24 protein-coding genes are annotated in these 23,034 nt (G+C 60.2%); 16 read left to right on the top strand and 8 right to left on the bottom strand.

Annotation, left to right across the window (positions count from 1 at the left end):
- Positions 1-5 precede the first annotated feature (5 nt).
- Together L9059_RS10550 and L9059_RS10555 are read right to left on the bottom strand one after the other, a co-directional pair.
- Entirely contained in the window at positions 6-530 is a 525-nt protein-coding gene (locus L9059_RS10550; RefSeq protein ID WP_247290664.1) for a KdsC family phosphatase, read from the bottom strand.
- Positions 530-1,504, bottom strand: coding sequence for a KpsF/GutQ family sugar-phosphate isomerase (locus L9059_RS10555; protein WP_247290665.1), 975 nt, complete (start codon positions 1,502-1,504; stop codon positions 530-532). The genes L9059_RS10550 and L9059_RS10555 overlap by 1 nt, the downstream gene beginning before the upstream one ends.
- A gap of 276 nt (positions 1,505-1,780) precedes the next feature.
- On the opposite strand from L9059_RS10555, the gene L9059_RS10560 reads away from it, so the two are divergent.
- From L9059_RS10560 to hisC, 10 genes are all read left to right on the top strand, one after another.
- Entirely contained in the window at positions 1,781-2,590 is an 810-nt protein-coding gene (locus L9059_RS10560) for an ATP-binding cassette domain-containing protein (RefSeq protein ID WP_247290666.1), read from the top strand.
- Positions 2,590-3,387, top strand: coding sequence for a lipid asymmetry maintenance ABC transporter permease subunit MlaE (mlaE, locus tag L9059_RS10565; protein WP_247290667.1), 798 nt, complete (start codon positions 2,590-2,592; stop codon positions 3,385-3,387). Before L9059_RS10560 ends, mlaE begins: the two co-directional genes overlap by 1 nt.
- A complete protein-coding gene (gene mlaD, locus L9059_RS10570) occupies positions 3,387-3,854 on the top strand; it encodes an outer membrane lipid asymmetry maintenance protein MlaD (protein WP_247290668.1) in 468 nt (155 codons plus the stop codon). The genes mlaE and mlaD overlap by 1 nt, the downstream gene beginning before the upstream one ends.
- An 11-nt stretch (positions 3,855-3,865) precedes the next feature.
- Positions 3,866-4,519 carry an MlaC/ttg2D family ABC transporter substrate-binding protein gene (locus L9059_RS10575; protein ID WP_247290669.1) on the top strand — a complete coding sequence of 218 codons (654 nt, stop codon included), beginning with the start codon at positions 3,866-3,868 and terminating at the stop codon, positions 4,517-4,519.
- Positions 4,516-4,821, top strand: a complete 306-nt coding sequence (locus tag L9059_RS10580) for an STAS domain-containing protein (protein ID WP_247290670.1) — start codon at positions 4,516-4,518, stop codon at positions 4,819-4,821. The genes L9059_RS10575 and L9059_RS10580 overlap by 4 nt, the downstream gene beginning before the upstream one ends.
- Before the next feature lie 113 nt (positions 4,822-4,934).
- Positions 4,935-5,174: a BolA family protein gene (locus L9059_RS10585; protein ID WP_247290671.1), complete on the top strand. Its 240-nt coding sequence runs from the start codon at positions 4,935-4,937 to the stop codon at positions 5,172-5,174.
- A gap of 22 nt (positions 5,175-5,196) precedes the next feature.
- On the top strand, positions 5,197-6,462 hold the full coding sequence (murA, locus tag L9059_RS10590) for a UDP-N-acetylglucosamine 1-carboxyvinyltransferase (protein WP_247290673.1): 1,266 nt from the start codon (positions 5,197-5,199) through the stop codon (positions 6,460-6,462).
- A 166-nt stretch (positions 6,463-6,628) separates the two neighbouring features.
- On the top strand, positions 6,629-7,264 hold the full coding sequence (gene hisG / locus L9059_RS10595) for an ATP phosphoribosyltransferase (protein WP_247290674.1): 636 nt from the start codon (positions 6,629-6,631) through the stop codon (positions 7,262-7,264).
- A 124-nt stretch (positions 7,265-7,388) separates the two neighbouring features.
- Complete coding sequence (hisD, locus tag L9059_RS10600) at positions 7,389-8,714, top strand: histidinol dehydrogenase (RefSeq protein ID WP_247290675.1); 1,326 nt, start codon at positions 7,389-7,391, stop codon at positions 8,712-8,714.
- A 2-nt stretch (positions 8,715-8,716) separates the two neighbouring features.
- Positions 8,717-9,769, top strand: coding sequence for a histidinol-phosphate transaminase (gene hisC / locus L9059_RS10605; protein WP_247290676.1), 1,053 nt, complete (start codon positions 8,717-8,719; stop codon positions 9,767-9,769).
- A gap of 123 nt (positions 9,770-9,892) precedes the next feature.
- Here hisC and algW read toward each other — a convergent pair whose 3' ends face one another.
- Positions 9,893-11,053, bottom strand: a complete 1,161-nt coding sequence (algW, locus tag L9059_RS10610) for a Do family serine endopeptidase AlgW (RefSeq protein ID WP_247290677.1) — start codon at positions 11,051-11,053, stop codon at positions 9,893-9,895.
- Between the two features lie 100 nt (positions 11,054-11,153).
- Between algW and L9059_RS10615 the strand changes: the two genes are divergently transcribed.
- From L9059_RS10615 to cysN, 3 genes are all read left to right on the top strand, one after another.
- The gene (locus L9059_RS10615) at positions 11,154-11,912 is read left to right on the top strand and encodes a Nif3-like dinuclear metal center hexameric protein (protein ID WP_247290678.1); all 759 of its coding nucleotides are present in this window, start codon (positions 11,154-11,156) and stop codon (positions 11,910-11,912) included.
- Positions 11,913-12,172: 260 nt separating this feature from the next.
- Positions 12,173-13,090 carry a sulfate adenylyltransferase subunit CysD gene (cysD, locus tag L9059_RS10620; protein WP_010463281.1) on the top strand — a complete coding sequence of 306 codons (918 nt, stop codon included), beginning with the start codon at positions 12,173-12,175 and terminating at the stop codon, positions 13,088-13,090.
- Positions 13,091-13,099: 9 nt separating this feature from the next.
- Positions 13,100-14,998 (top strand): sulfate adenylyltransferase subunit CysN, encoded by a 1,899-nt coding sequence (gene cysN, locus L9059_RS10625; protein ID WP_247290679.1) that lies wholly within the window; start codon positions 13,100-13,102, stop codon positions 14,996-14,998.
- Positions 14,999-15,178: 180 nt separating this feature from the next.
- On the opposite strand, the gene L9059_RS10630 is transcribed toward cysN, so the two are convergent.
- From L9059_RS10630 to L9059_RS10640, 3 genes are read right to left on the bottom strand one after another with little or no spacing between them, the layout of a single operon-like run.
- A complete protein-coding gene (locus L9059_RS10630; RefSeq protein WP_247290680.1) occupies positions 15,179-16,084 on the bottom strand; it encodes a 1-acylglycerol-3-phosphate O-acyltransferase, YihG family in 906 nt (301 codons plus the stop codon).
- On the bottom strand, positions 16,085-18,184 hold the full coding sequence (gene pta / locus L9059_RS10635; RefSeq protein ID WP_247290681.1) for a phosphate acetyltransferase: 2,100 nt from the start codon (positions 18,182-18,184) through the stop codon (positions 16,085-16,087).
- Positions 18,185-18,241: 57 nt separating this feature from the next.
- Positions 18,242-18,580, bottom strand: a complete 339-nt coding sequence (locus L9059_RS10640; protein WP_247290682.1) for a DUF3565 domain-containing protein — start codon at positions 18,578-18,580, stop codon at positions 18,242-18,244.
- On the opposite strand from L9059_RS10640, the gene L9059_RS10645 reads away from it, so the two are divergent.
- The 3 genes from L9059_RS10645 to L9059_RS10655 all read left to right on the top strand — a co-directional run bounded on the left by L9059_RS10645 (position 18,549) and on the right by L9059_RS10655 (position 20,858).
- Positions 18,549-19,034, top strand: a complete 486-nt coding sequence (locus L9059_RS10645) for an FKBP-type peptidyl-prolyl cis-trans isomerase (protein ID WP_045061434.1) — start codon at positions 18,549-18,551, stop codon at positions 19,032-19,034. The two genes, L9059_RS10640 and L9059_RS10645, sit on opposite strands and share 32 nt — an antisense overlap.
- Positions 19,035-19,157: 123 nt before the next feature.
- A complete protein-coding gene (locus tag L9059_RS10650; protein ID WP_247290684.1) occupies positions 19,158-19,640 on the top strand; it encodes a glutathione peroxidase in 483 nt (160 codons plus the stop codon).
- Positions 19,641-19,754: 114 nt separating this feature from the next.
- On the top strand, positions 19,755-20,858 hold the full coding sequence (locus L9059_RS10655; protein ID WP_247290686.1) for an NADH:flavin oxidoreductase: 1,104 nt from the start codon (positions 19,755-19,757) through the stop codon (positions 20,856-20,858).
- A gap of 136 nt (positions 20,859-20,994) precedes the next feature.
- Here L9059_RS10655 and L9059_RS10660 read toward each other — a convergent pair whose 3' ends face one another.
- Positions 20,995-22,194 carry a glycosyltransferase family 4 protein gene (locus tag L9059_RS10660; RefSeq protein WP_247290689.1) on the bottom strand — a complete coding sequence of 400 codons (1,200 nt, stop codon included), beginning with the start codon at positions 22,192-22,194 and terminating at the stop codon, positions 20,995-20,997.
- A gap of 39 nt (positions 22,195-22,233) precedes the next feature.
- Positions 22,234-22,986: a sulfate transporter CysZ gene (gene cysZ / locus L9059_RS10665; RefSeq protein WP_247290691.1), complete on the bottom strand. Its 753-nt coding sequence runs from the start codon at positions 22,984-22,986 to the stop codon at positions 22,234-22,236.
- Positions 22,987-23,034: the final 48 nt, after the last annotated feature.

Raw genomic sequence — 23,034 nt, forward strand, 5'->3', positions numbered from 1 at the left:
TTGGCTCACAGGTACGCGGCGTTCGCCGCATCGAGGCGGCCCTGGGCGCGCAGGATCAATTCGCAGAACTCACGAGCAGCACCTTCGCCTCCGCGGGCTTGGGTGACGCCGTCGGCATGTTCACGCACGAAGCTGGCCGCGTTGGCCACCGCCATGCCCAGGCCGACGCGGCGGATCACCGGCAGGTCGGGCAAGTCGTCGCCGAGGTAGGCAACTTGATCATAGCTTAGGCCGAGTTGGCCAAGAAGTTCGTCCAGCACCACCAGTTTGTCTTCGCGACCTTGGTACAGATGGGGGATGCCGAGGTTTTTTGCCCGGCGTTCGACCACCGGGGTCTTGCGACCGCTGATGATAGCGGTCTGGACGCCAGCGGCCATCAACATCTTGATGCCCTGGCCGTCGAGGGTGTTGAACGTCTTGAATTCACTGCCGTCCTCAAGGAAGTAAAGGCGCCCATCGGTGAGGACTCCGTCGACGTCAAAGATTGCCAACTTGATGTTCTTGCCACGTTGCAGCAGATCGTTGCTCATTACATGACTCCTGCGCGCAGCAGGTCGGAGAGGTTGAAGGCGCCGATCGGGCGATCCTCATTGTCCACGACTACCAGGGCGTTGATTCGGTTGTCTTCCATGATCTTCAGGGCTTCGGCGGCGAGCATCTCGGCCCGTGCCGTCTTGCCGTGAAGGGTCATGACCTGGTCGATGGTGGCGTGATGGATGTCGATGGCGCGGTCCAGGGTGCGGCGCAAGTCACCGTCGGTGAAGATCCCGGCGAGTTTACCGTCGGCTTCCAGTATCGCGGTCATGCCCAGGCCCTTGCGAGTCATTTCCATCAACGCGTCCTTGAGCAGGGTGCCGCGCTGAACCTGAGGCAGGGCGTCCCCGGCATGCATGACATTCTCGACTTTCAGCAGCAGGCGGCGGCCAAGTGCGCCACCCGGGTGGGAAAAAGCGAAATCTTCCGCCGTGAAGCCCCGAGCTTCCAGCAGCGCAACGGCCAGCGCGTCGCCCATGACCAATGCCGCAGTGGTGGAAGAGGTGGGTGCCAGGTTCAGCGGGCAGGCTTCATGCTCGACTTGCACGTTAAGATTGACTTCGGCGGCCTTGGCCAGTGTCGAGTCAGGGCTGCCGGTCATGCTGATCAACTGGATGCCCAGGCGCTTGATCAGCGGTAGCAGGGTCACGATTTCAGTGGTCGAGCCGGAGTTGGACAGGGCCAGGATAATGTCGTCCCGGGTAATCATGCCCATATCGCCGTGGCTGGCTTCTGCCGGGTGGACGAAAAACGCTGTAGTCCCGGTGCTGGCCAGGGTTGCGGCGATCTTGGTACCAATATGTCCCGATTTTCCCATGCCGACCACGACCACGCGGCCCTTGCTGGCCAGAATCATCTCGCACGCGCGTACGAAATCTGCGTCGATGCGTGGAAGCAAGCCTTGTACGGCTTCCAGTTCGAGACGGATGGTGCGTTGTGCCGATTGAATAAGGTCGCTGGATTGGCTCATGTCGGAAATCGTATAGCCTGATGAAAAGGCGGCGATTATAGCGGTTATGATCGAAACCCTCACGCTAGTTCGTCGTGCTTTGTCATTCCCTGTGACCTAATCCCCTCGGTGTGAGTCTTTTGACCTGTCATGCAGCTGAACATTGCCCGGCTTTAGCCTTGGGCGCCAAGCGCTTGCAGTGATATAGTTCGCCGCCAGTTCGGCCTGTCCAGGAGGAATGTGCTTTGGCCAGAAAGCCAGACGTCCGAGTGTGAGGCTGCATCGCAAGGAGTTTAGATGAGTGCCGATAACACCTACGCGGTCGAGCTGAAGGGACTGACCTTCAAGCGCGGTGCGCGCAGCATTTTCAATAACGTTGATATCCGTATCCCGCGGGGCAAGGTCACCGGCATCATGGGGCCTTCAGGGTGCGGCAAGACCACGCTGTTGCGCCTGATGGGCGCACAGTTGCGGCCGAGTGCCGGCGAAGTCTGGGTAAACGGCCAGAACCTGCCGAAACTGTCTCGCAGCGATCTGTTCGATGCACGCAAGCATATGGGCGTGCTGTTTCAGAGCGGCGCGCTGTTTACCGACCTCGATGTGTTCGAGAACGTCGCGTTTCCACTGCGTATTCATACCCAGCTTCCGGAGGAGATGATCCGGGACATCGTCCTGCTCAAGTTGCAGGCCGTAGGCTTGCGTGGCGCGATCGACCTGATGCCCGACGAACTGTCCGGTGGTATGAAGCGGCGTGTCGCGCTTGCGCGGGCCATTGCCCTTGATCCGCAGATCCTCATGTACGACGAGCCCTTTGTCGGGCAGGACCCGATCGCCATGGGCGTGCTGGTGCGCCTGATCCGCCTGCTCAACGACGCCCTGGGTATCACCAGTATCGTGGTGTCCCACGACCTGGCAGAGACCGCGAGCATCGCCGACTACATCTATGTGGTGGGTGAGGGGCAGGTTCTGGGGCAGGGCACGCCTGACGAGCTGATGAATTCGGACGATCCGCGTATCCGCCAGTTCATGACGGGCGAACCTGACGGCCCGGTCGCATACCACTTTCCAGCGACGGATTACCGCGCAGATCTTCTGGGGAAGCGTTGATGCGCAAGATTTCACTGATAGAACGAGTACGCCGGTTCGGCGAGGCGGCGATCGATGCCGTCGCGGTGTTCGGGCGCGCGACGTTGTTCCTGTTTCATGCCTTGCTCGGCCGCGGTGGCATCGGTGGCGGCTTCAGCCTGCTGATTCGGCAACTGCATTCGGTGGGCGTGATGTCCCTGGTGATCATCGTGGTCTCCGGGGTATTCATCGGCATGGTGCTGGCGCTGCAGGGGTTCAATATCCTGTCCAGTTACGGCTCGGAGCAAGCGGTCGGGCAGATGGTTGCGCTGACACTGCTGCGGGAACTGGGGCCGGTGGTCACCGCCTTGCTATTTGCCGGGCGCGCAGGCTCTGCACTGACGGCCGAGATCGGCAACATGAAGTCGACCGAACAGCTGTCCAGCCTGGAAATGATTGGTGTCGACCCGCTCAAGTACATCATTGCCCCGCGCCTGTGGGCCGGCTTCATATCCCTGCCGGTGCTGGCGATGATCTTCAGCGTGGTGGGTATCTGGGGCGGTTCATGGGTGGCCGTCGACTGGCTGGGAGTCTATGAGGGTTCCTACTGGTCGAACATGCAGAACAGCGTGACGTTCTCTGAGGATGTGCTCAACGGCATCATCAAGAGTGTCGTCTTCGCCTTTGTCGTGACCTGGATTGCCGTATTCCAAGGCTATGACTGCGAGCCCACTTCCGAGGGAATCAGTCGTGCCACTACCAAGACCGTCGTATACGCCTCGTTGGCGGTACTCGGCCTGGACTTTATTCTGACCGCCTTGATGTTTGGAGATTTCTGATGCAAAACCGCACCCTGGAAATCGGTGTCGGCCTTTTCTTGCTGGCTGGCATCCTGGCTTTGCTGTTGCTTGCGTTGCGGGTCAGTGGCCTGTCCCCGAGCGCAACAACCGATACTTATAAACTTTATGCGTATTTTGACAATATCGCTGGTTTGACGGTCAGAGCTAAAGTGACCATGGCCGGTGTGACCATCGGCAAGGTCACTGCGATCGATCTGGACCGCGACAGTTTCACCGGCCGGGTGACCATGCAGCTGGATAAGAGCGTCGATAACCTGCCGACGGACTCCACTGCCTCTATCCTGACGGCTGGGCTGTTGGGCGAGAAGTACATCGGCATCAGCGTTGGCGGTGAAGAAGCGCTGCTCAAGGATGGCGGGATCATCCACGATACGCAGTCGTCGCTGGTGCTCGAGGACCTGATCGGTAAGTTCCTGCTCAACACCGTTAGCAAAGAAGCCAAATGAGGAGTTTTTGAATGATCTCTATCTTGCGACGTGGCCTGTTGGTATTACTCGCGGCAGTGCCGCTGATGGCTAGCGCCGTGGCGGCGCCGTCGGCGCACGATCTGGTACAGGACACCACCACCCGGTTGCTGGCCGATCTGGCTGCCAACAAGGCAAAGTACAAACAGGACCCTAACGAGTTCTACAACGCCCTGAACGGCATTGTCGGGCCCGTGGTCGATGCCGAGGGTATTTCCCGCAGCATCATGACCGTCAAGTATTCGCGCAAGGCTTCACCAGAGCAGATGCAGCGCTTCCAGGAAAACTTCAAGCGTAGCCTGATGCAGTTCTACGGCAATGCCCTGCTCGAATACAACAACCAGGGCATCATTGTTTCGCCTGCCAAGGACGAAAGCGGCAACCGGACCAGCGTTGACATGCAGGTCAAGGGCAGTAGCGGTTCGATCTACCCTGTGTCCTATACGCTGGAGAAAATCAGCGGCGAGTGGAAAGTACGCAACGTCATCATCAACGGCATCAACATCGGCAAGCTGTTCCGCGATCAGTTCCAGGACTCGATGCAGCGTAACGGCAACAATCTCGACACGGTGATCGACAACTGGGCCGGCGAAGTCGCCAAGGCCAAGGAAACCACCGAGCAAGCAGCCGAGAAGAAAACCCAATGAGTGAGTCGGCCGTCCAGATGAATGAATCCGGCGAACTGCACCTCAGTGGTACGCTGGATTACCGCAGCGGCCCGGATCTGCGCAAGCAGGGCCAGGCGCTGATCAAGGCCAGCAAGGCTGCGGCTCTGGTGGTTGACTGTTCACAGGTGGTGAAGTCCAGCAGTGTCGGCTTGTCGCTGCTGCTGTGCTTCATGCGTGATGCCCAGGCAGCCGGCAAGGCCCTGAGCATCCGCGCAATGCCTGAAGATATGCGCGAAATCGCTCAGGTCAGTGAACTGACCGAGCTATTGGCGCATCCCTAACCGCATCTACAAGTAAGCCCCCCGTCAGAGTCCTGCTAAGCGGGGTTCGCAGGCGCGGGGCTTTTTTGTATGATGTCCGACCCGCGCGCACTAGGCGCCGATTGAGGTTGAGCATGCAGGCCGTAGAAGTGAAGAGCTTCCTTGAGGGAAAGCTGCCAAACACGAAGGTGGAAGTTGAAGGCGAAGGCTGCAATTTCCAGCTGAACCTGATTAGCGATGAACTGGCGGCGTTGAGCCCGGTGAAGCGTCAGCAGCAGGTCTATGCCCATTTGAACCCATGGATCACCGATGGCAGCATCCATGCGGTCACTATGAAATTTTTCAGCAGCGCGGCCTGGGCCGAGCGCACCTGAGCCCAAGGGCGTCGAGATTCTTATGGATAAACTGATTATTACTGGTGGCGTTCGTCTTGATGGCGAAATCCGCATCTCCGGGGCAAAGAACTCTGCCCTGCCGATCCTGGCCGCAACGCTGCTGTGCGATGGTCCGGTTACCGTTGCCAACCTGCCGCATCTGCACGACATCACCACCATGATCGAGCTGTTCGGCCGCATGGGCATCGAGCCGGTGATCGACGAGAAGCTCAGCGTCGAAATCGACCCGCGCACCATCAAGACCTTGGTCGCCCCGTACGAGTTGGTGAAGACCATGCGTGCGTCGATCCTGGTGCTGGGCCCGATGGTTGCCCGTTTCGGCGAAGCCGAAGTTGCGCTGCCTGGCGGTTGCGCCATCGGCTCGCGTCCGGTTGACCTGCACATCCGTGGTCTCGAAGCCATGGGCGCGGTGATCGACGTTGAAGGTGGTTACATCAAGGCCAAGGCGCCTGAAGGTGGCCTGCGCGGCGCGCACTTCTTCTTCGACACCGTCAGCGTGACCGGTACCGAGAACATCATGATGGCCGCCGCCCTGGCCAAGGGTCGCAGCGTCTTGCAAAACGCCGCTCGCGAACCTGAAGTCATCGACCTGGCGAATTTCCTGATCGCCATGGGCGCCAAGATTTCCGGCGCTGGCACCGACACCATCACCATCGATGGCGTCGACCGCCTGCACCCGGCCACCTATAAAGTGATGCCGGACCGGATCGAAACCGGTACCTACCTGGTTGCTGCTGCCGTGACCGGCGGTCGTGTGAAGGTCAAGGACACCGATCCGACTATCCTCGAAGCGGTTCTTGAGAAACTCAAGGAAGCGGGCGCGGAAATCACCTGTGGCGAAGATTGGATCGAGCTGAACATGCACGGCAAGCGGCCTAAAGCCGTGAACGTGCGCACCGCTCCATACCCGGCGTTCCCGACCGACATGCAGGCACAGTTCATCTCGCTCAACGCCATTGCCGAAGGCACCGGTGCGGTGATTGAGACGATCTTCGAAAACCGCTTCATGCACGTCTACGAGTTGCACCGCATGGGCGCCAAGATCCAGGTCGAAGGCAACACTGCCATCGTTACCGGTACCGAGAAGCTCAAGGGCGCGCCAGTCATGGCCACCGATCTGCGCGCCTCTGCCAGCCTGGTGATCTCCGCGCTGATCGCTGAAGGTGACACCCTGATCGACCGCATCTACCACATAGACCGTGGTTACGAGTGCATCGAAGAAAAACTGCAGATGCTCGGCGCCAAGATCCGCCGCGTACCGGGCTAGTTCCTGCTGCAATTGTCGCGAGGGAGCAAGCTCCCTCGCGACAGTTTGCTGTTGGCTGATTTGTTTCAAATCGAGGCGGTCTTTTCATTATTGAGAATGCCTCGATGTATGTCTGGCGCCGATTGCGACCGGGCATGAGTACCTTGATTAAGGACTGACGTTTCCCATGTTGACCATTGCACTGTCCAAGGGCCGCATTCTTGACGACACCCTGCCGCTTCTGGCTGAAGCGGGCATCGTGCCGACCGAGAATCCGGACAAGAGCCGCAAGCTGATCATCCCCACGACCCAGTCCGACGTACGTCTGCTGATCGTGCGCGCCACCGATGTGCCGACTTACGTCGAGCATGGTGCTGCTGACCTGGGCGTCGCCGGTAAAGATGTGCTGATGGAATACGGCGGCCAGGGTCTGTACGAGCCCTTGGACCTGCGAATTGCACTGTGCAAGCTGATGACTGCTGGCCGTGTCGGTGATGTCGAGCCCAAGGGCCGTCTGCGCGTGGCCACCAAGTTCGTCAACGTTGCCAAGCGCTATTACGCTGAACAGGGCCGTCAGGTCGACATCATCAAGCTCTACGGCTCGATGGAACTGGCGCCGCTGATCGGTCTGGCGGACAAGATCATCGACGTGGTCGACACCGGCAATACACTGCGCGCCAATGGCCTGGAACCTCAGGATTTCATTGCCGACATCAGCTCCCGGCTGATCGTCAACAAAGCTTCGATGAAAATGCAGCACGCCCGTATCCAGGCGTTGATCGACACCCTGCGCAAGGCAGTGGAGTCTCGACACCGCGGCTGATTCACCTGCGCGACCTTGAGTCGCGCCGTCTATCCGCCTCATAGCCAGAATTCTCAGGTGCCCAAGCGGATCGAATGTTAGCTTCGGGTGCCTGAGTTTTTGCCATTCCTATGAGGCTCTCGCTATGACCGCACCGACTGCAATTCGCCGACTCAACGCTGCTGACCCGGATTTCGCGCATCATCTGGATCATCTGCTGAGCTGGGAAAGTGTGTCTGACGACTCGGTCAATCAGCGGGTGCTGGACATCATTAAAGCCGTGCGCGAGCGTGGCGACGCCGCTCTGGTGGAGTTCACCCAGAAGTTCGACGGCCTGGAAGTGGCCTCGATGGCTGACCTGATCCTGCCGCGCGAGCGCCTGGAACTGGCGCTCACGCGCATCACCATCGCTCAGCGCGAAGCCCTGGAAAAAGCCGCCACTCGGGTGCGCAGCTACCACGAGAAGCAGAAACAGGACTCCTGGAGCTACACCGAGGCCGACGGCACCGTGCTGGGCCAGAAGGTCACTCCGCTGGACCGGGCTGGCCTGTACGTGCCCGGGGGCAAGGCGTCGTATCCGTCTTCGGTACTGATGAACGCGATTCCGGCCAAAGTGGCGGGTGTGACCGAAGTGGTCATGGTGGTACCGACCCCGCGTGGTGAGATCAACGAACTGGTACTGGCGGCGGCGTGCATCGCCGGTGTCGACCGGGTATTCACCATCGGCGGCGCCCAGGCCGTAGCTGCACTGGCCTATGGCACCGAGAGCGTGCCGAAGGTCGACAAGGTCGTCGGCCCTGGCAACATCTATGTCGCCACTGCCAAGCGCCACGTGTTCGGCCAGGTCGGCATCGATATGATTGCCGGCCCTTCGGAGATCCTCGTGGTATGCGACGGCCAGACCGATCCGGACTGGATCGCCATGGACCTGTTTTCCCAGGCCGAGCACGACGAAGACGCCCAGTCGATTCTGGTAAGCCCCGACGCCGAGTTCCTCGACAAAGTGGCCGCGAGCATCGACAAACTGATGCCGACCATGGAGCGGGCCGAGATCATCCAGACCTCGATCAATGGCCGTGGCGCCTTGATTCTGGTCGAGGACATGAGCCAGGCCATTGAAGTGGCCAACCGCATCGCCCCGGAACACCTGGAGCTATCGGTGGCCGATCCGCTGGCCTGGCTGCCGCTGATTCGCCACGCGGGGGCGATCTTCATGGGTCGTCACACCTCCGAGGCCCTGGGTGATTACTGCGCAGGCCCCAATCACGTGTTGCCGACTTCCGGCACCGCGCGGTTTTCATCACCGCTGGGTGTGTACGATTTCCAGAAACGCTCCTCGATCATCTTCTGCTCCGAGCAGGGTGCCTCCGAATTGGGCAAAACTGCCTCCGTGCTGGCCCGTGGCGAGTCGCTGACCGCCCACGCACGCAGTGCCGAATACCGCATCGTCGACCAGCAGAAGGGGGAATGAGCATGAGTAAATTCTGGAGCCCCTTCGTCAAGGACCTGGTGCCTTACGTGCCCGGCGAGCAGCCCAAGCTGACCAAGCTGGTGAAGCTCAATACCAATGAAAACCCGTACGGTCCTTCGCCCAAGGCCCTGGCGGCGATGCAAACCGAATTGAACGACAACTTGCGTCTCTACCCGGACCCGAACAGCGATGTGCTAAAGCAAGCCGTTGCCCGTTACTACGGAGTGCAGGCTAACCAGGTGTTCCTCGGCAACGGTTCCGATGAAGTCCTGGCGCACATTTTCCATGGTTTGCTGCAACACGACAAAGCAGTGCTGTTCCCGGATATCAGCTACAGCTTCTATCCGGTCTACTGCGGGCTCTACGGCATCCAGTACGATGCTGTGCCGCTGGACGAGCAGTTCCAGATCAACCCCGCGGACTACGCCAGGCCGAACGGCGGAGTCATCTTCCCGAACCCGAACGCGCCGACTGGTTGCCTGCTGGCTCTGGATGCGGTGGAGCAAATCCTTAAGGCCAGCCCGGATTCGGTGGTTGTGGTGGATGAGGCCTACATCGACTTCGGCGGCGAAACCGCGATCACTTTGGTGGATCGTTATCCGAACCTGCTGGTGACCCAGACCTTGTCCAAGTCCCGCTCGTTGGCCGGCCTTCGCGTGGGACTGGCGGTGGGGCACCCGGATTTGATCGAGGCGCTGGAGCGAATCAAAAACAGCTTCAACTCCTATCCGCTAGATCGCCTGGCGAATGTCGGCGGCGCGGCGGCGTTCGAGGATCGCGACTACTTCGACAAGACCTGTCGGTTGGTCATCGAGCACCGTGAGTGGGTCGTTGCGCAATTGGAGGGGAAGGGCTTTGAAGTGCTGCCGTCGGCGGCAAACTTCATTTTCGCCCGTCATCCGCAGCACGACGCAGCGGGCCTGGCAGCCAAACTGCGTGAGCAAGGCGTGATCGTCCGGCACTTCAAGCAGGAGCGGATTGCGCAGTTTCTGCGGATCTCCATTGGTACGCCAGAGCAGAACCAGGCGCTGATCGAAGGCCTCGGCAACCTCTGATCCATCCCCCGATCCTGTGGGAGCGTGGCTTGCCCTCGATAGGAACGCCGCGGTGTATCAGGTACACCGCGTTATCGTTCTTCGCGGGCAAGCCACGCTCCCACAGGTTTTGTGTGTTGCTGCTTACTCTTCTTCTTTCTCTTTGACCGGGGCCGGTGGTGGACGCAAGCCGATTTCGGCGGTGAGCTTGAGCTCTTTGCCGTTGCGCATCACTTGGATGGTCACCTTGTCCGTCGGGCTGATCCGCGCGACCTGATTCATCGAGCGGCGGCCATCGCCTGCCGGTTCGCCGTCGATCGCGAGAATCACGTCGCCCAGTTGCAGGCCGGCTTTCTGCGCCGGGCCATCGCGGAAAATTCCTGCGACCACGATGCCTGGTCGTCCCGACAAGCCAAAAGATTCCGCCAACTCCTGGGTCAGGGGCTGTACTTCGATGCCGAGCCAGCCGCGAATCACCTGGCCGTGTTCGATGATCGATTTCATCACTTCCATCGCCAGCTTGACCGGGATGGCGAAGCCGATGCCCTGTGAGCCGCCGGACTTGGAGAAGATCGCCGTGTTGATCCCGGTCAGGTTGCCGTTGGCATCGACCAGCGCGCCGCCAGAGTTGCCGGGGTTGATCGCGGCATCGGTCTGAATGAAGTCTTCGTAGTTGTTCAGGCCCAGCTGGTTACGGCCAGTGGCACTGATGATGCCCATGGTCACGGTCTGGCCCACACCGAAGGGGTTGCCGATGGCCAGCGTCACGTCGCCGATACGGATATTGTCAGAGCGTCCAACAGTGATCGACGGCAGGTTTTTCAGGTCAATTTTCAGTACCGCGAGATCGGTTTCCGGATCACTGCCAATTACCCGCGCCAGGGTTTCCCGGCCGTCCTTCAGGGCCACGACAATCTGGTCGGCGCCGCTGGTGACGTGGTTGTTGGTCAGCAGATAGCCTTCAGGGCTCATGATCACGCCCGAACCCAGGCTCGACTCCATGCGTTTCTGCTTAGGCGAGTTGTCGCCGAAGAAGCGGCGGAACTGTGGGTCTTCGAACAACGGGTGGCTCGGCTTGTTGATGACTTTGGTGGTGTAAAGGTTGACCACCGAGGGTGCGGCCCTGGTCACCGCGTCGGCATAGGACACTGGACCTTGCTGCACGCTGGTGGTTTGTGGGGCTTGCTGCAGGTTCACATCGAGGCTTGGAAGCCCGACCCATTGTGGGTAACGCTGGATGATCAACAGAGCGATAAGCACGCCGGCCAACAGCGGCCAGCCGGAAAAACGCAGCGCCTTGAGCATTAAGCACTTCCTGGAAGGTTGCAGGCGGTATGAGACCGCCCATAATGTCGCGCATTATACGAGGCCGCGCGCCTCTGAACGGGATATTTAGGAGTCTTTTATGGCCGTCGCCTTGAGCACCCTGGTCGAAGAAGCTGACCGTTACCTCAGCAGCGCCAGAATTGCCGATTATTGCCCCAACGGTTTACAGGTCGAAGGTCGCCCGCAGGTGATGCGCATCGTCAGTGGCGTCACAGCCAGCCAGGCGCTGCTGGACGCGGCTGTCGAGGCCCAGGCCGACCTGGTGCTGGTGCATCACGGTTATTTCTGGAAGGGCGAGAACCCCTGCGTCACCGGCATGAAACAGCGCCGGCTGAAAACCCTGCTCAAGCACGACATCAGCCTGTTAGCGTATCACCTGCCACTGGACCTGCACCCGGATGTCGGCAACAACGTCCAACTTGCCCGCCAGTTGGATATCACCGTGGAAGGACCGCTGGATCCGGACAACCTGAAGATCGTCGGCCTGGTCGGCTCCCTTGGCGAACCGATGACACCCAGGGATTTCGCCCGTCGAGTGCAGGAAGTCATGGGTCGCGAGCCATTGCTCATCGAAGGCAGCCAGATGATCCGTCGTGTCGGCTGGTGTACCGGCGGTGGCCAGGGCTACATAGACCAGGCGGTGTTGGCCGGCGTTGACCTGTACCTCAGTGGCGAAGCCTCCGAGCAGACCTTTCACAGTGCCCGAGAGAACGACATCAGCTTCATCGCCGCCGGCCACCATGCCACCGAGCGTTATGGCGTGCAGGCGCTGGGCGACTACCTGGCTCGGCGCTTTGCGCTGGAGCACATCTTCATCGATTGCCCCAACCCGATCTGAGTTGCAACCCTATTTCTGTAGGAGCGAGCGTGCTCGCGATGGTCGTCAACGATAACGCTGGCAACCTGACACCCTGCGTCAGCCTTGCGTTTTTCGCGAGCAAGGCTCGCTCCTACAGTTCGAGACAGCCCAAACAGGGCGGTATATTCATATACCCTTTCGATCTAGCCAGCGTCCTGATTAGAAGAGGTCGCTGTGCTAGGATTCCTCGCTCGAACACGGCCCGCTGGCCGTCCATAAGATCGTTTTCGTGAGTAGCCATGGTCGACAAACTGACGCATCTGAAACAGCTGGAGGCCGAAAGCATCCACATTATCCGTGAGGTCGCCGCCGAGTTCGATAACCCGGTGATGCTGTACTCCGTCGGTAAAGATTCCGCCGTGATGCTGCACCTTGCGCGCAAGGCATTCTTCCCGGGCAAACTGCCGTTCCCGGTGATGCACGTGGACACCCGGTGGAAGTTCAAGGAAATGTACGCGTTCCGCGACCGTATGGTCGAAGAACTCGGCCTGGACCTGCTGGTGCACGTAAACCCCGATGGCGTCGCGCAGGGCATCAACCCGCTGACCCACGGCAGTGCCAAACACACCGACATCATGAAAACCGAAGGTCTGAAACAGGCCCTCGACAAGTACGGCTTCGACGCCGCTTTCGGTGGCGCCCGTCGCGACGAAGAGAAATCCCGCGCCAAAGAGCGCGTGTATTCCTTCCGCGATACCAAGCATCGCTGGGACCCGAAAAATCAGCGTCCGGAACTGTGGAACGTCTATAACGGCAACGTCAACAAGGGCGAATCCATTCGTGTATTCCCGTTGTCGAACTGGACCGAACTGGACATCTGGCAGTACATCTACCTCGAAGGCATCCCGATCGTGCCGCTGTATTTCGCCGCCGAGCGCGACGTTATCGAGATGAACGGCACCTGGATCATGATCGACGACGAACGCCTGCTCAATCACCTGAGCGACGAAGACAAGGCGCGCATCGTCAAGAAAAAAGTCCGTTTCCGTACACTGGGTGACTACCCGCTGACCGGTGCGGTCGAGTCCGAGGCCACCAGCCTGACCGACATCATTCAGGAAATGCTCCTGACGCGAACTTCCGAACGCCAGGGCCGGGTCATCGACCACGATGGCGCAGGCTCGATGGAAGAAAAGAAACGTCAGGGTTATTTCTAAGGGGTTGTCATGTCGCACGTATCTGATTTGATCAGCGAGGACATCCTCGCCTACCTGGGCCAGCACGAACGCAAGGAAATGCTGCGCTTCCTGACCTGTGGCAACGTCGATGACGGCAAGAGCACCCTGATCGGGCGCCTGCTGCACGACTCCAAGATGATCTACGAAGATCACCTGGAAGCCATTACCCGCGACTCGAAAAAAGTCGGCACCACCGGCGAAGACATCGACCTGGCGTTGCTGGTCGACGGCCTGCAGGCCGAGCGTGAGCAGGGCATCACCATCGATGTCGCCTACCGCTATTTCTCCACCGCCAAACGCAAATTCATCATCGCCGATACCCCGGGCCATGAGCAGTACACCCGCAACATGGCCACCGGTGCGTCCACCTGTGACCTGGCGATCATCCTGGTCGACGCGCGCTACGGCGTGCAAACCCAGACCCGTCGCCATAGCTTCATCGCCTCGTTGCTGGGCATCAAGCACATCGTGGTCGCCATCAACAAGATGGACCTCAATGGCTTCGACGAAAGCGTGTTCGAGTCGATCAAGGCCGATTACCTGAAGTTCGCCGAAGGCATCGCCTTCAAGCCGACCACCATGGCTTTCGTGCCGATGTCGGCGCTCAAGGGCGACAACGTGGTGAACAAGTCCGAGCGCTCGCCGTGGTACACCGGCCAGTCGCTGATGGAAATTCTCGAGACCGTCGAAATCGCCAACGACCGTAACTACACCGACCTGCGTTTCCCGGTGCAGTACGTCAACCGTCCGAACCTGAACTTCCGTGGTTTTGCCGGCACTCTGGCCAGCGGCGTCGTGCACAAAGGCGACGAAGTCGTGGTGCTGCCGTCGGGCAAGAGCAGCCGCGTCAAATCCATCGTCACCTTTGAAGGTGAACTCGAACACGCAGGTCCTGGCCAGGCGGTAACGCTGACCATGGAAGACGAGATCGACATCTCCCGCGGCGACTTGCTGGTGCACGCCGACAACCTGCCGCAAGTGACCGACGGCTTCGACGCCATGCTGGTGTGGATGGCCGAAGAGCCGATGCTGCCGGGCAAGAAGTACGACATCAAGCGCGCCACCACCTACGTGCCGGGTTCGATCACCAGCATCGTCAATCGTGTTGACGTGAACACCCTGGAAGAAGGTCCTGCCAGCTCGTTGCAACTGAACGAGATCGGTCGGGTCAAGGTCAGCCTCGACGCGGCCATCGCGCTGGACGGTTACGCGAGCAACCGCACCACCGGTTCGTTCATCGTCATCGACCGCTTGACCAATGGCACGGTCGCCGCCGGTATGATCATCGCCCAGCCGTTGGCCCATGGCAGCAGCACGCACCACGGCAAACTGGCACACGTCGCCACCGAAGAACGCGCCCAGCGCTTCGGCCAGCAACCGGCCACCGTGTTGTTCAGCGGCCTGTCGGGCGCAGGCAAAAGCACCTTGGCCTATGCGGTTGAACGTAAGTTGTTCGACATGGGCCGTGCGGTGTTCGTACTGGATGGCCAGAACCTGCGTCACGACCTGAATAAAGGTCTGCCACAGGATCGCGCCGGACGCACCGAGAACTGGCGCCGTGCCGCACACGTTGCGCGTCAGTTCAACGAAGCCGGCCTGCTGACCCTCGCCGCGTTCGTCGCACCGAGTGCCGAAGGCCGTGAACAGGCCAAGGACCTGATCGGCAAGGAGCGCCTGCTGACGGTCTACGTCCAGGCCTCGCCAACGGTCTGCGCCGAACGTGACCCGCAAGGTCTGTACGCCGCGGCAGGTGACAACATCCCGGGTGAATCCTTCCCGTACGACGTGCCGCTGGATGCCGACCTGGTAGTCGATACCCAGTCCCTGTCGCTGGAAGAAAGCGTCAAGCAAGTGCTGGATCTGCTGCGTCAGCGTGGCGCGATCTAAGCGTTAGCTGCTGAAATAAAAACCCGCCGATGAGTGATCATCGGCGGGTTTTTTTGTGTCTGGTCGGCCGCCTTCGCGGGCAAGCCCGCTCCCACAGGATTTGAGTCGTATACAGTAGAAGTGCCCGTCACAAAACTTTGTGGGAGCGGGCTTGCCCGCGATGGGGACGGTACAGGTGCCTCAAATTCTGGATGGATACTCCCGATGCATCTGCCCCAACAACGCATCCTTATCCAGCCACAACTGATTAATCCACCCCTGAAACTGCAGCCGGTACTCCCCATCCTGCTCATAATTCTTGCCGATAAACTCCGGCGGAATCTTCAATTCCTGGAAGTGCACCACCACGTCCGCGACATTCCCGCAGAGCAAATCCCAATACCCCGGTCTCCCCCCAGGATAATGAATCGTCACATTAACGATCGACTCCAGCTGCTCACCCATCGCATCCAGCACAAACGCAATGCCACCAGCCTTGGGTTTCAGCAGGTATTTAAACGGTGATTTTTGCTGCGCATGTTTACCCTCGGTAAAGCGCGTGCCCTCAGCGAAGTTGAACATCCCCACTGCATGATTGCGAAATTTCGCGCAGGTCTTGCGCGTAGTTTCCAGGTCTTTGCCTTTCTTCTCCGGGTGCTTTTCCAGGTACGCCTTGGAGTAGCGTTTCATGAACGGGAAGCCCAGGGCCCACCATGCGAGGCCGATCACCGGGACCCAGATCAGTTCCTGCTTGAGAAAGAACTTCAGCGGCTGGATGCGGCGGTTGAGTACGTATTGCAGCACCATGATGTCGACCCAGCTCTGGTGGTTACTGGTGATCAGGTAGGAGTGCTGGTAGTCCAGGCCTTCCAGGCCGCTGAGGTGCCAGCGGGTGCGGCAGACCAGGTTCATCCAGGCCTTGTTGTTGCTGATCCAGGCTTCGTGGGTGTGGCTCATCAGCCAGCGCGTGAAACGCTGGGTGATGGCGAACGGCAGCACCTTGAAGATTGCCACGCAGAACAGGAACGAGCACAGCAGGATGGTATTGAGCGCGAGCAGAATCGAGGCAATCACGCCGCGCACAGCGGCAGGCAGAAAATCCAGCATTTAAAGATCCATAGGTCGGTTGGCGGCTTGGATCGCGGTCAACGCGATGGTGTAGACGATGTCGTCGACTTGCGCGCCGCGCGGCAGGTCGTTCACCGGTTTGCGCAGGCCTTGCAGCATTGGCCCGAGGCTGACGCAGTCGGCGCTGCGTTGCACGGCTTTGTGCGTGGTGTTGCCGGTGTTCAGGTCGGGGAACACGAACACCGTGGCGCGACCGGCCACCTGGCTGTTCGGCGCCAGTTGCCGGGCCACGGTTTCGTTGGCGGCGGCGTCGTATTGCAGGGGGCCGTCGATCAGCAGCGAGTGCTGCTGTTCGTGGGCGAGCAATGTCGCTTCGCGGACTTTTTCGACTTCTTCGCCGCTGGCGGATTCGCCGCTGGAATAGCTGATCATCGCCACCCGTGGAGTGATGCCGAAAGCCGCCGCCGAGTCGGCACTTTGCAGGGCGATCTCGGCCAGTTCGCTGGCGCTCGGGTGCGGGTTCATCACGCAGTCGCCGTAGACCAGCACTTCTTCGGGGAACAGCATGAAAAACACCGAGGACACCAGGGTGCAGCCCGGTGCGGTCTTGATCAGCTGCAGGGCCGGGCGGATGGTGTTGGCGGTGGAGTGAATGACCCCGGACACCAGGCCGTCGACCTCGTCCAGCGCCAGCATCATGGTGCCGATCACCACGGTGTCTTCCAGCTGCTGCTCGGCCATCGGCGCGTTGAGGCTTTTGCTTTTACGCAGCGCGACCATCGGCTCGACATAGCGCTCGCGGATCAGGTCAGGGTCGAGAATTTCCAGCCCGGGCGGCAGCTCGATATCGTGCGCACGGGCCACGGCTTCGACATCTGCGGGCTTGGCCAGCAACACGCAGCGGGCGATGCCGCGTGCCTGGCAGATGGCAGCCGCCTGCACGGTCAACGGCTCGCTGCCCTCGGGCAACACGATGCGCTTGTTCGCGGCCTGGGCGCGTTGGATCAGTTGATAACGGAACACCGCCGGCGACAGGCGCATTTCCCGCGGAGTACCGCAGCGCTGGTGCAGCCAGTTGGCGTCGAGGTGGCTGGCGACGAAGTCGGTGATGATCTCCGCGCGCTCGCGGTCGTCGATCGGGATCTCCTTGTTCAGGCCGTTCAGCTGGTTGGCGGTGTCGTAGGAACCGGTGCTCACCGACAACACAGGCAGGCCCGCCTGCAAGGCGCCGCGGCACAGGTCCATGATGCGCGGGTCGGGCAGGGTGTCGCTGGTCAGCAGCAGGCCGGCCAGCGGCACGCCGTTCATGGCGGCGAGGCTGACGGCGAGGATGATGTCATCGCGGTCGCCCGGGGTCACCACGAGAACGCCGGGCTTGAGCAGCTCCACAGTGTTGCGCATGGTGCGGGCGCAGATGATGATTTTGCTCATGCGCCGGGTTTCGTAGTCCCCGGCGTTGAGAATCTGCGCGCCCATCAGGTCGGCGACGTCGCGGGTGCGCGGCGCATTGAGTTCCGGCTGAAACGGGATGCAGCCAAGCAGTTTGAAATCACCGCTGCGCAGTAACGGCGAATGTTCCTTCAGGCGCGAGGCGAAGACTTCCATGCTTTCATCGGTCTTGACCTTGTTGAGGATCACGCCGAGGACTTTCGGGTCTTTCGGGCCACCAAACAACTGTGCCTGCAATTCGACGCGGCCGGACAGTTCGGTGAGCACTTCGTTTTCCGGCGCCGAGACCAGGATCACGTCGGCGTCCAGGCTCTTGGCCAGGTGCAGATTGACCCGGGCGGCGTAGCTGGCACTGCGCGTCGGGACCATGCCTTCGACGATCAGCACGTCCTTGCCAATGGCTGCCTGCTGATAGAGCGTGATGATTTCTTCGAGCAACTCATCGAGCTGGCCGTCGCCCAGCATGCGCTCGACGTGGGCCAGGCCCAGGGGCTGGGGCGGTTTGAGGCCATGGGTGCGCGCCACCAGTTCGGTGGAGCGCTCAGGCCCGGTGTCGCCCGGGTGCGGTTGGGCGATAGGTTTGAAAAAGCCGACCTTGAGACCGGCCCGCTCAAGGGTACGCACCAGCCCGAGGCTGATGGAGGTCAGACCCACACCAAAATCGGTGGGCGCGATAAAAAAAGTTTGCATGCGGATTCTCTAAGGGAGCGCAGGGGTGAGCATCTATCAGTGACGCTCTACCGAATTTCAGTCGCCAAGGTTATCGCTAACCGAGCCTTGTGCGCACCAACCGCAAGCAAAGGGCTGGCCTATTTTTTCAATACGCTGCGCCGGGTCCATGACCCAGGCCCGGGATTGCCACGGCGGCTGGTGACGCAGGTGCTGGGTGTGGCCGCAGGAAAGCTCGACAACCCAATGCCCGTCTTCGTCCTGGTGGAAACCGGTGACCGTCGAGTCTTGCATCGTCATCCGTCTGTCCGGGTTGTGTTCGCTTTCGGGCGATTGCTTCGCTAAACTTGGCCTTTCTAAATTCTTCTGCAAAAGGTCTCGCCCCATGCTGATCGCCGCCAATAAGGCTGTCTCCATCGACTATACCCTGACCAACGACGCTGGTGAGGTCATCGACAGCTCCGCCGGCGGCGCGCCGCTGGTTTACCTGCAAGGCGCAGGCAACATCATCCCAGGTCTGGAAAAAGCCCTGGAAGGCAAGGCAGTTGGTGATGAACTGACCGTCGCTGTTGAACCTGAAGACGCTTACGGCGAATACGCTGCCGAACTGGTCAGCACCTTGAGCCGCAGCATGTTCGAAGGCGTCGACGAACTGGAAGTGGGCATGCAGTTCCACGCTTCCGCTCCGGACGGCCAGATGCAGATCGTCACCATTCGCGATCTGGACGGCGATGACGTGACTGTCGACGGCAACCACCCGTTGGCCGGTCAGCGCCTGAACTTCCAGGTCAAGATCATCGACATCCGTGACGCCAGCCAGGAAGAAGTTGCCCATGGTCACGTCCATGGCGAAGGTGGTCATCACCACTGATTTTCTGCGCTAAGCTCAGAGAACTGGAGAGGCGCCCGAGGGCGCCTTTTTTAGTCTGCGGTTGTCCATGGCAGCGCCGCCAGGTAGCTGTTTCGAGAAGAACACGGGAATGTGGAGATCGTCATGAGTGCTTTTCACGACCTTAAATTGACAGCCCTGGATGGTCAGGAACTACCGCTGGCACCTTTCAAGGGGCGCGTCGTACTGGTAGTGAACGTTGCCTCCAAATGTGGCCTTACCCCCCAATATGCGGCGCTGGAGAACCTTTACCAGCAATACAAGGACAAGGGTTTCAGTGTGCTTGGGTTGCCGTGCAACCAGTTTGCCGGACAGGAGCCGGGGACTGAGCAGGAGATCCAGGACTTCTGCAGCCTGAACTATGGCGTGACGTTTCCGTTGTCCAGCAAGCTGGAAGTGAACGGGCATGACCGTCATCAGTTGTACCGCCTGCTGGCGGGCGAGGGCGCTGAATTTCCCGGGGACATTACCTGGAACTTCGAAAAATTCCTGCTGGGCAAGGACGGGCGCGTGCTGGCACGGTTCTCGCCGCGCACGGCGCCGGATGATGCTTCTGTGGTCCAGGCGATCGAAAAAGCGCTGGGCTAGAAGATCGTTTGCTTTGCTTTTTGATCCTTAATCACCAAAATCAATAGTACTGTTCAGCTCTCGAGACGCTCCATATTATGGTTGTCATAAAGCCAACCCCTCGTGGAGCGTCCCATGCCCGTCAAAGCCCTGTTCAAACCGTTCCACCTCGGCACCCTGGAACTGCCGACCCGCGTCGTCATGGCGCCCATGACTCGCTCGTTTTCTCCAGGCGGCGTGCCCAATTCCAAGGTGATCGAGTACTACCGTCGACGCGCTGCCGCCGGCGTCGGCCTGATCATTACCGAAGGCACCACAGTCGGGCACCAGGCCTCTAATGGCTACCCGAACGTGCCGCACTTCTACGGTGAGGCCGCGTTGGCCGGCTGGAAGAAGGTGGTAGATGCGGTGCACGCCGAAGGCGGCAAGATCGTTCCTCAGTTGTGGCATGTCGGCAGCGTGCGGCGCATCGGCACCGAGCCGGACGCCAGCGTGCCGGGCTATGGTCCGTCGGAAAAGGTGAAGGACGATCAGGTCGTGGTTCACGGCATGACCAAACAGGACATTCAGGACGTCATCGCCGCATTCGCCCAGGCGGCCAAGGATGCGCAAAGCATCGGCATGGACGGCGTGGAAATACACGGGGCCCACGGCTATCTGGTCGATCAGTTCTTCTGGGAAGGCTGCAATCAGCGCACCGACGAGTACGGTGGCAGCCTGGCCAATCGTTCGCGGTTTGCCATCGAATTGATTCAAGCCGTGCGGTCGGCGGTCGGCGAAGGCTTCCCGATCATCTTCCGTTTCTCCCAGTGGAAGCAGCAGGATTACACCGCCCGTCTGGTGCAGACCCCGCAAGCGCTGGGTGAATTTCTCCAGCCGCTGTCCGACGCCGGCGTGGATATTTTCCACTGCTCGACGCGCCGTTTCTGGGAGCCGGAGTTCGACGGTTCCGAACTGAACCTGGCCGGCTGGACCCGCAAACTCACTGGCAAGCCGACCATCACGGTGGGTAGCGTCGGCCTGGACGGCGAGTTCCTGCAATTCATGGTCAACACCGACAAGATCGCGCAACCAGCCAGCCTGGAAAATCTGCTGGAACGCTTGAACAATGATGAGTTCGATCTGGTGGCGGTAGGGCGTGCGTTGCTGGTGGATCCGGACTGGGCGCAGAAGGTACGGGACGGGCGTGAGGAAGACATCCTGCCGTTCAGTCGTGAGGCCTTGATGACGCTGGTTTAAGCGGCGTCTGGTCGGGCCTCATCGCGGGCAAGGCCGGCTCCCACACGTTTTGTGGCGGTCACACCAGCTGTGAACACCCCAGAACACTGTGGGAGCGTGCTTGCCCGCGAAGACGGCCTCAAGGTCAACAAACAATTCAAGGCACTGTCGGTGCATTCGGCACCACCGACTCCCCAATACAAGCCCCCCGCAACTGCCCCTCAAACTGCTCGATAATCGCCGGCCAGCCCTGGCGACTGGCATGTTGCCGGGCGTTCAGCCGCACGCAACGCAACGTTTCTCGCTCCTCTAGCAACCACGCCGCCGCATCGCAAAACGCATCTTCATCCCCTGGCATTGCCAGCACTCCGTTGTAGCCATGGCGAATATGCTGGGCCGCTGCAGCCTGATCGTAGGCCACCACGCCCAGGCCTGAAGCCAGCGCCTCCAGCACTACATTGCCGAAGGTCTCGGTCATGCTCGGGAATAGAAACACATCCCCCGACGCATAGTGACTGGCCAGGACTTCCCCGCGCAGGGCTCCGCAGAAGATCGCTTGGGGCAGTTCCTTTTCGAGCGCAGCCCGTTGTGGGCCGTCACCAATCACGATCAATTTCAGATTCTTCTGTGGATAACTCGTCTTCAACGTATCGAAACAACGGTTGAGCAGGCCCAGGTTCTTCTCCGGTGCCAGGCGACCGACATGGATCACCGCAATGTCGCGCTCGGCAAGGCCCCACTGCTCACGCAGTGCAGGCAGGCGCCTGGTCGGATGAAACAACTGGCTGTCGACCCCGCGGGACAACAATGCCAGCCGCTCGAAATGCCGACGCTCCAGCTCCAGTTGCTGGCTGGCACTCGGCACCAGCGTCAGTCTCGAACGGTTGTGAAACCAGCGCAGGTAGTGCGTCAGCAGGCGGGTCAGCAAACCGAATCCGTACTGACTGGTGTACTGCTGGAAATTGGTGTGAAACCCGCTGACCACCGCAATGCCCAGGCGACGAGCCGCGCGTAACGCGGACAACCCCAGCGGCCCTTCGGTAGCGATGTAGAGCACGTCCGGACGATGGCGTTGCCAGCGCCGCAGCAATTTGTGCATCGACGACTGCCCCCACTGTAAGCCCGGATAGCCCGGCAGCGGCCAGCCCCGGCACAGCAGCAGCTCATCGTCGCCACCGATGTGCTGGTCTCCCTCCTGGCGGGGGCGCACCAGCTCCACGCGATGCCCGCGCGCGCGCAAGCCGTCGCACAAGCGGCCAAGAGTATTGGCCACGCCGTTGATTTCGGGAGGGAAGGTTTCGGTGATCAGGGTGATATGCAGAGCTGTCGTCATGACCCCAGTGTCGGCTGGGGCCATGTCGTCGGTGTGACGGAGAAATGATGGATTTGTGAACAGTCAGCGCTGGGTCACCAGGTTTTCCGCGCCACGTTCACGCACCCAGAATAACGTTGCGCCCGCGACTGCCGCCGGCATCATCAGAATGTTGACCACCGGAATCAGCAGCACCAGGTAGACACTCCCGCCAAAACTCATGCTCTGCCAGCGCTTTTCGCGCAGCCAGGCAAGCATCTCGTTCCAGCCCAGCTTGTGGTTATCCGCCGGGTAGTCGATGTACTGGATCGCCATCATCCACACTCCGAACAACAGCCACAGCGGCGCGGCGATGATGTTCACCACCGGAATGAAAGACAGGATGAACAGCCCAAGCGCCCGGGGCAGGAAGTAGCCGAGCTTGCGCATTTCCCGGGCCAGGGTGCGCGGGATCATGGCGATCAGCTCACCCCAGCTGAAGGCCGGGAAGTCGTCGGTGCCACGCACCACCACTTCGACTTTTTCCGCGAGAAAGCCGTTGAAGGGCGCCGCGATGACGTTGGCCAGCATGGTGAAGGTGAAAAACACCATCAACACCACCAGCACCACGAAAATCGGCCATAGGATGTAACTGAGAAAACTTAGCCACTCGGGCAGGGACGGCATCAGCGTATCGACCCACAGGCTGAATTGATGGCTGGCCAGGTAGATCAATCCGACGAACAGTATCAGGTTGATCATCAGCGGCAACAGCACGAATAAACGCAGGCCGGGGCTCAGGACCAGCTTGAGGCCTTCACGCAGGTATTGCGGGCCAGAGAGTACGGGGGCGGGCATAAGGGGCTCCGAGCAAGGGGAAACGCGCCGACCTTACCGGCTTTGACC

Origin of the sequence: Pseudomonas violetae (genome assembly GCF_023072615.1) — a bacterium.
Classification (GTDB): Bacteria; Pseudomonadota; Gammaproteobacteria; order Pseudomonadales; family Pseudomonadaceae; genus Aquipseudomonas; species Aquipseudomonas violetae.

What these genes read in the sequence shown, in the direction of transcription:
- L9059_RS10550 (WP_247290664.1), bottom strand. Translation starts at nt 530, where the DNA reads ATGAGCAACGATCTGCTGCAACGTGGCAAGAACATCAAGTTGGCAATC.
- L9059_RS10555 (WP_247290665.1), bottom strand. Translation starts at nt 1,504, where the DNA reads ATGAGCCAATCCAGCGACCTTATTCAATCGGCACAACGCACCATCCGT.
- L9059_RS10560 (WP_247290666.1), top strand. Translation starts at nt 1,781, where the DNA reads ATGAGTGCCGATAACACCTACGCGGTCGAGCTGAAGGGACTGACCTTC.
- mlaE (WP_247290667.1), top strand. Translation starts at nt 2,590, where the DNA reads ATGCGCAAGATTTCACTGATAGAACGAGTACGCCGGTTCGGCGAGGCG.
- mlaD (WP_247290668.1), top strand. Translation starts at nt 3,387, where the DNA reads ATGCAAAACCGCACCCTGGAAATCGGTGTCGGCCTTTTCTTGCTGGCT.
- L9059_RS10575 (WP_247290669.1), top strand. Translation starts at nt 3,866, where the DNA reads ATGATCTCTATCTTGCGACGTGGCCTGTTGGTATTACTCGCGGCAGTG.
- L9059_RS10580 (WP_247290670.1), top strand. Translation starts at nt 4,516, where the DNA reads ATGAGTGAGTCGGCCGTCCAGATGAATGAATCCGGCGAACTGCACCTC.
- L9059_RS10585 (WP_247290671.1), top strand. Translation starts at nt 4,935, where the DNA reads ATGCAGGCCGTAGAAGTGAAGAGCTTCCTTGAGGGAAAGCTGCCAAAC.
- murA (WP_247290673.1), top strand. Translation starts at nt 5,197, where the DNA reads ATGGATAAACTGATTATTACTGGTGGCGTTCGTCTTGATGGCGAAATC.
- hisG (WP_247290674.1), top strand. Translation starts at nt 6,629, where the DNA reads ATGTTGACCATTGCACTGTCCAAGGGCCGCATTCTTGACGACACCCTG.
- hisD (WP_247290675.1), top strand. Translation starts at nt 7,389, where the DNA reads ATGACCGCACCGACTGCAATTCGCCGACTCAACGCTGCTGACCCGGAT.
- hisC (WP_247290676.1), top strand. Translation starts at nt 8,717, where the DNA reads ATGAGTAAATTCTGGAGCCCCTTCGTCAAGGACCTGGTGCCTTACGTG.
- algW (WP_247290677.1), bottom strand. Translation starts at nt 11,053, where the DNA reads ATGCTCAAGGCGCTGCGTTTTTCCGGCTGGCCGCTGTTGGCCGGCGTG.
- L9059_RS10615 (WP_247290678.1), top strand. Translation starts at nt 11,154, where the DNA reads ATGGCCGTCGCCTTGAGCACCCTGGTCGAAGAAGCTGACCGTTACCTC.
- cysD (WP_010463281.1), top strand. Translation starts at nt 12,173, where the DNA reads ATGGTCGACAAACTGACGCATCTGAAACAGCTGGAGGCCGAAAGCATC.
- cysN (WP_247290679.1), top strand. Translation starts at nt 13,100, where the DNA reads ATGTCGCACGTATCTGATTTGATCAGCGAGGACATCCTCGCCTACCTG.
- L9059_RS10630 (WP_247290680.1), bottom strand. Translation starts at nt 16,084, where the DNA reads ATGCTGGATTTTCTGCCTGCCGCTGTGCGCGGCGTGATTGCCTCGATT.
- pta (WP_247290681.1), bottom strand. Translation starts at nt 18,184, where the DNA reads ATGCAAACTTTTTTTATCGCGCCCACCGATTTTGGTGTGGGTCTGACC.
- L9059_RS10645 (WP_045061434.1), top strand. Translation starts at nt 18,549, where the DNA reads ATGCTGATCGCCGCCAATAAGGCTGTCTCCATCGACTATACCCTGACC.
- L9059_RS10640 (WP_247290682.1), bottom strand. Translation starts at nt 18,580, where the DNA reads ATGGAGACAGCCTTATTGGCGGCGATCAGCATGGGGCGAGACCTTTTG.
- L9059_RS10650 (WP_247290684.1), top strand. Translation starts at nt 19,158, where the DNA reads ATGAGTGCTTTTCACGACCTTAAATTGACAGCCCTGGATGGTCAGGAA.
- L9059_RS10655 (WP_247290686.1), top strand. Translation starts at nt 19,755, where the DNA reads ATGCCCGTCAAAGCCCTGTTCAAACCGTTCCACCTCGGCACCCTGGAA.
- L9059_RS10660 (WP_247290689.1), bottom strand. Translation starts at nt 22,194, where the DNA reads ATGGCCCCAGCCGACACTGGGGTCATGACGACAGCTCTGCATATCACC.
- cysZ (WP_247290691.1), bottom strand. Translation starts at nt 22,986, where the DNA reads ATGCCCGCCCCCGTACTCTCTGGCCCGCAATACCTGCGTGAAGGCCTC.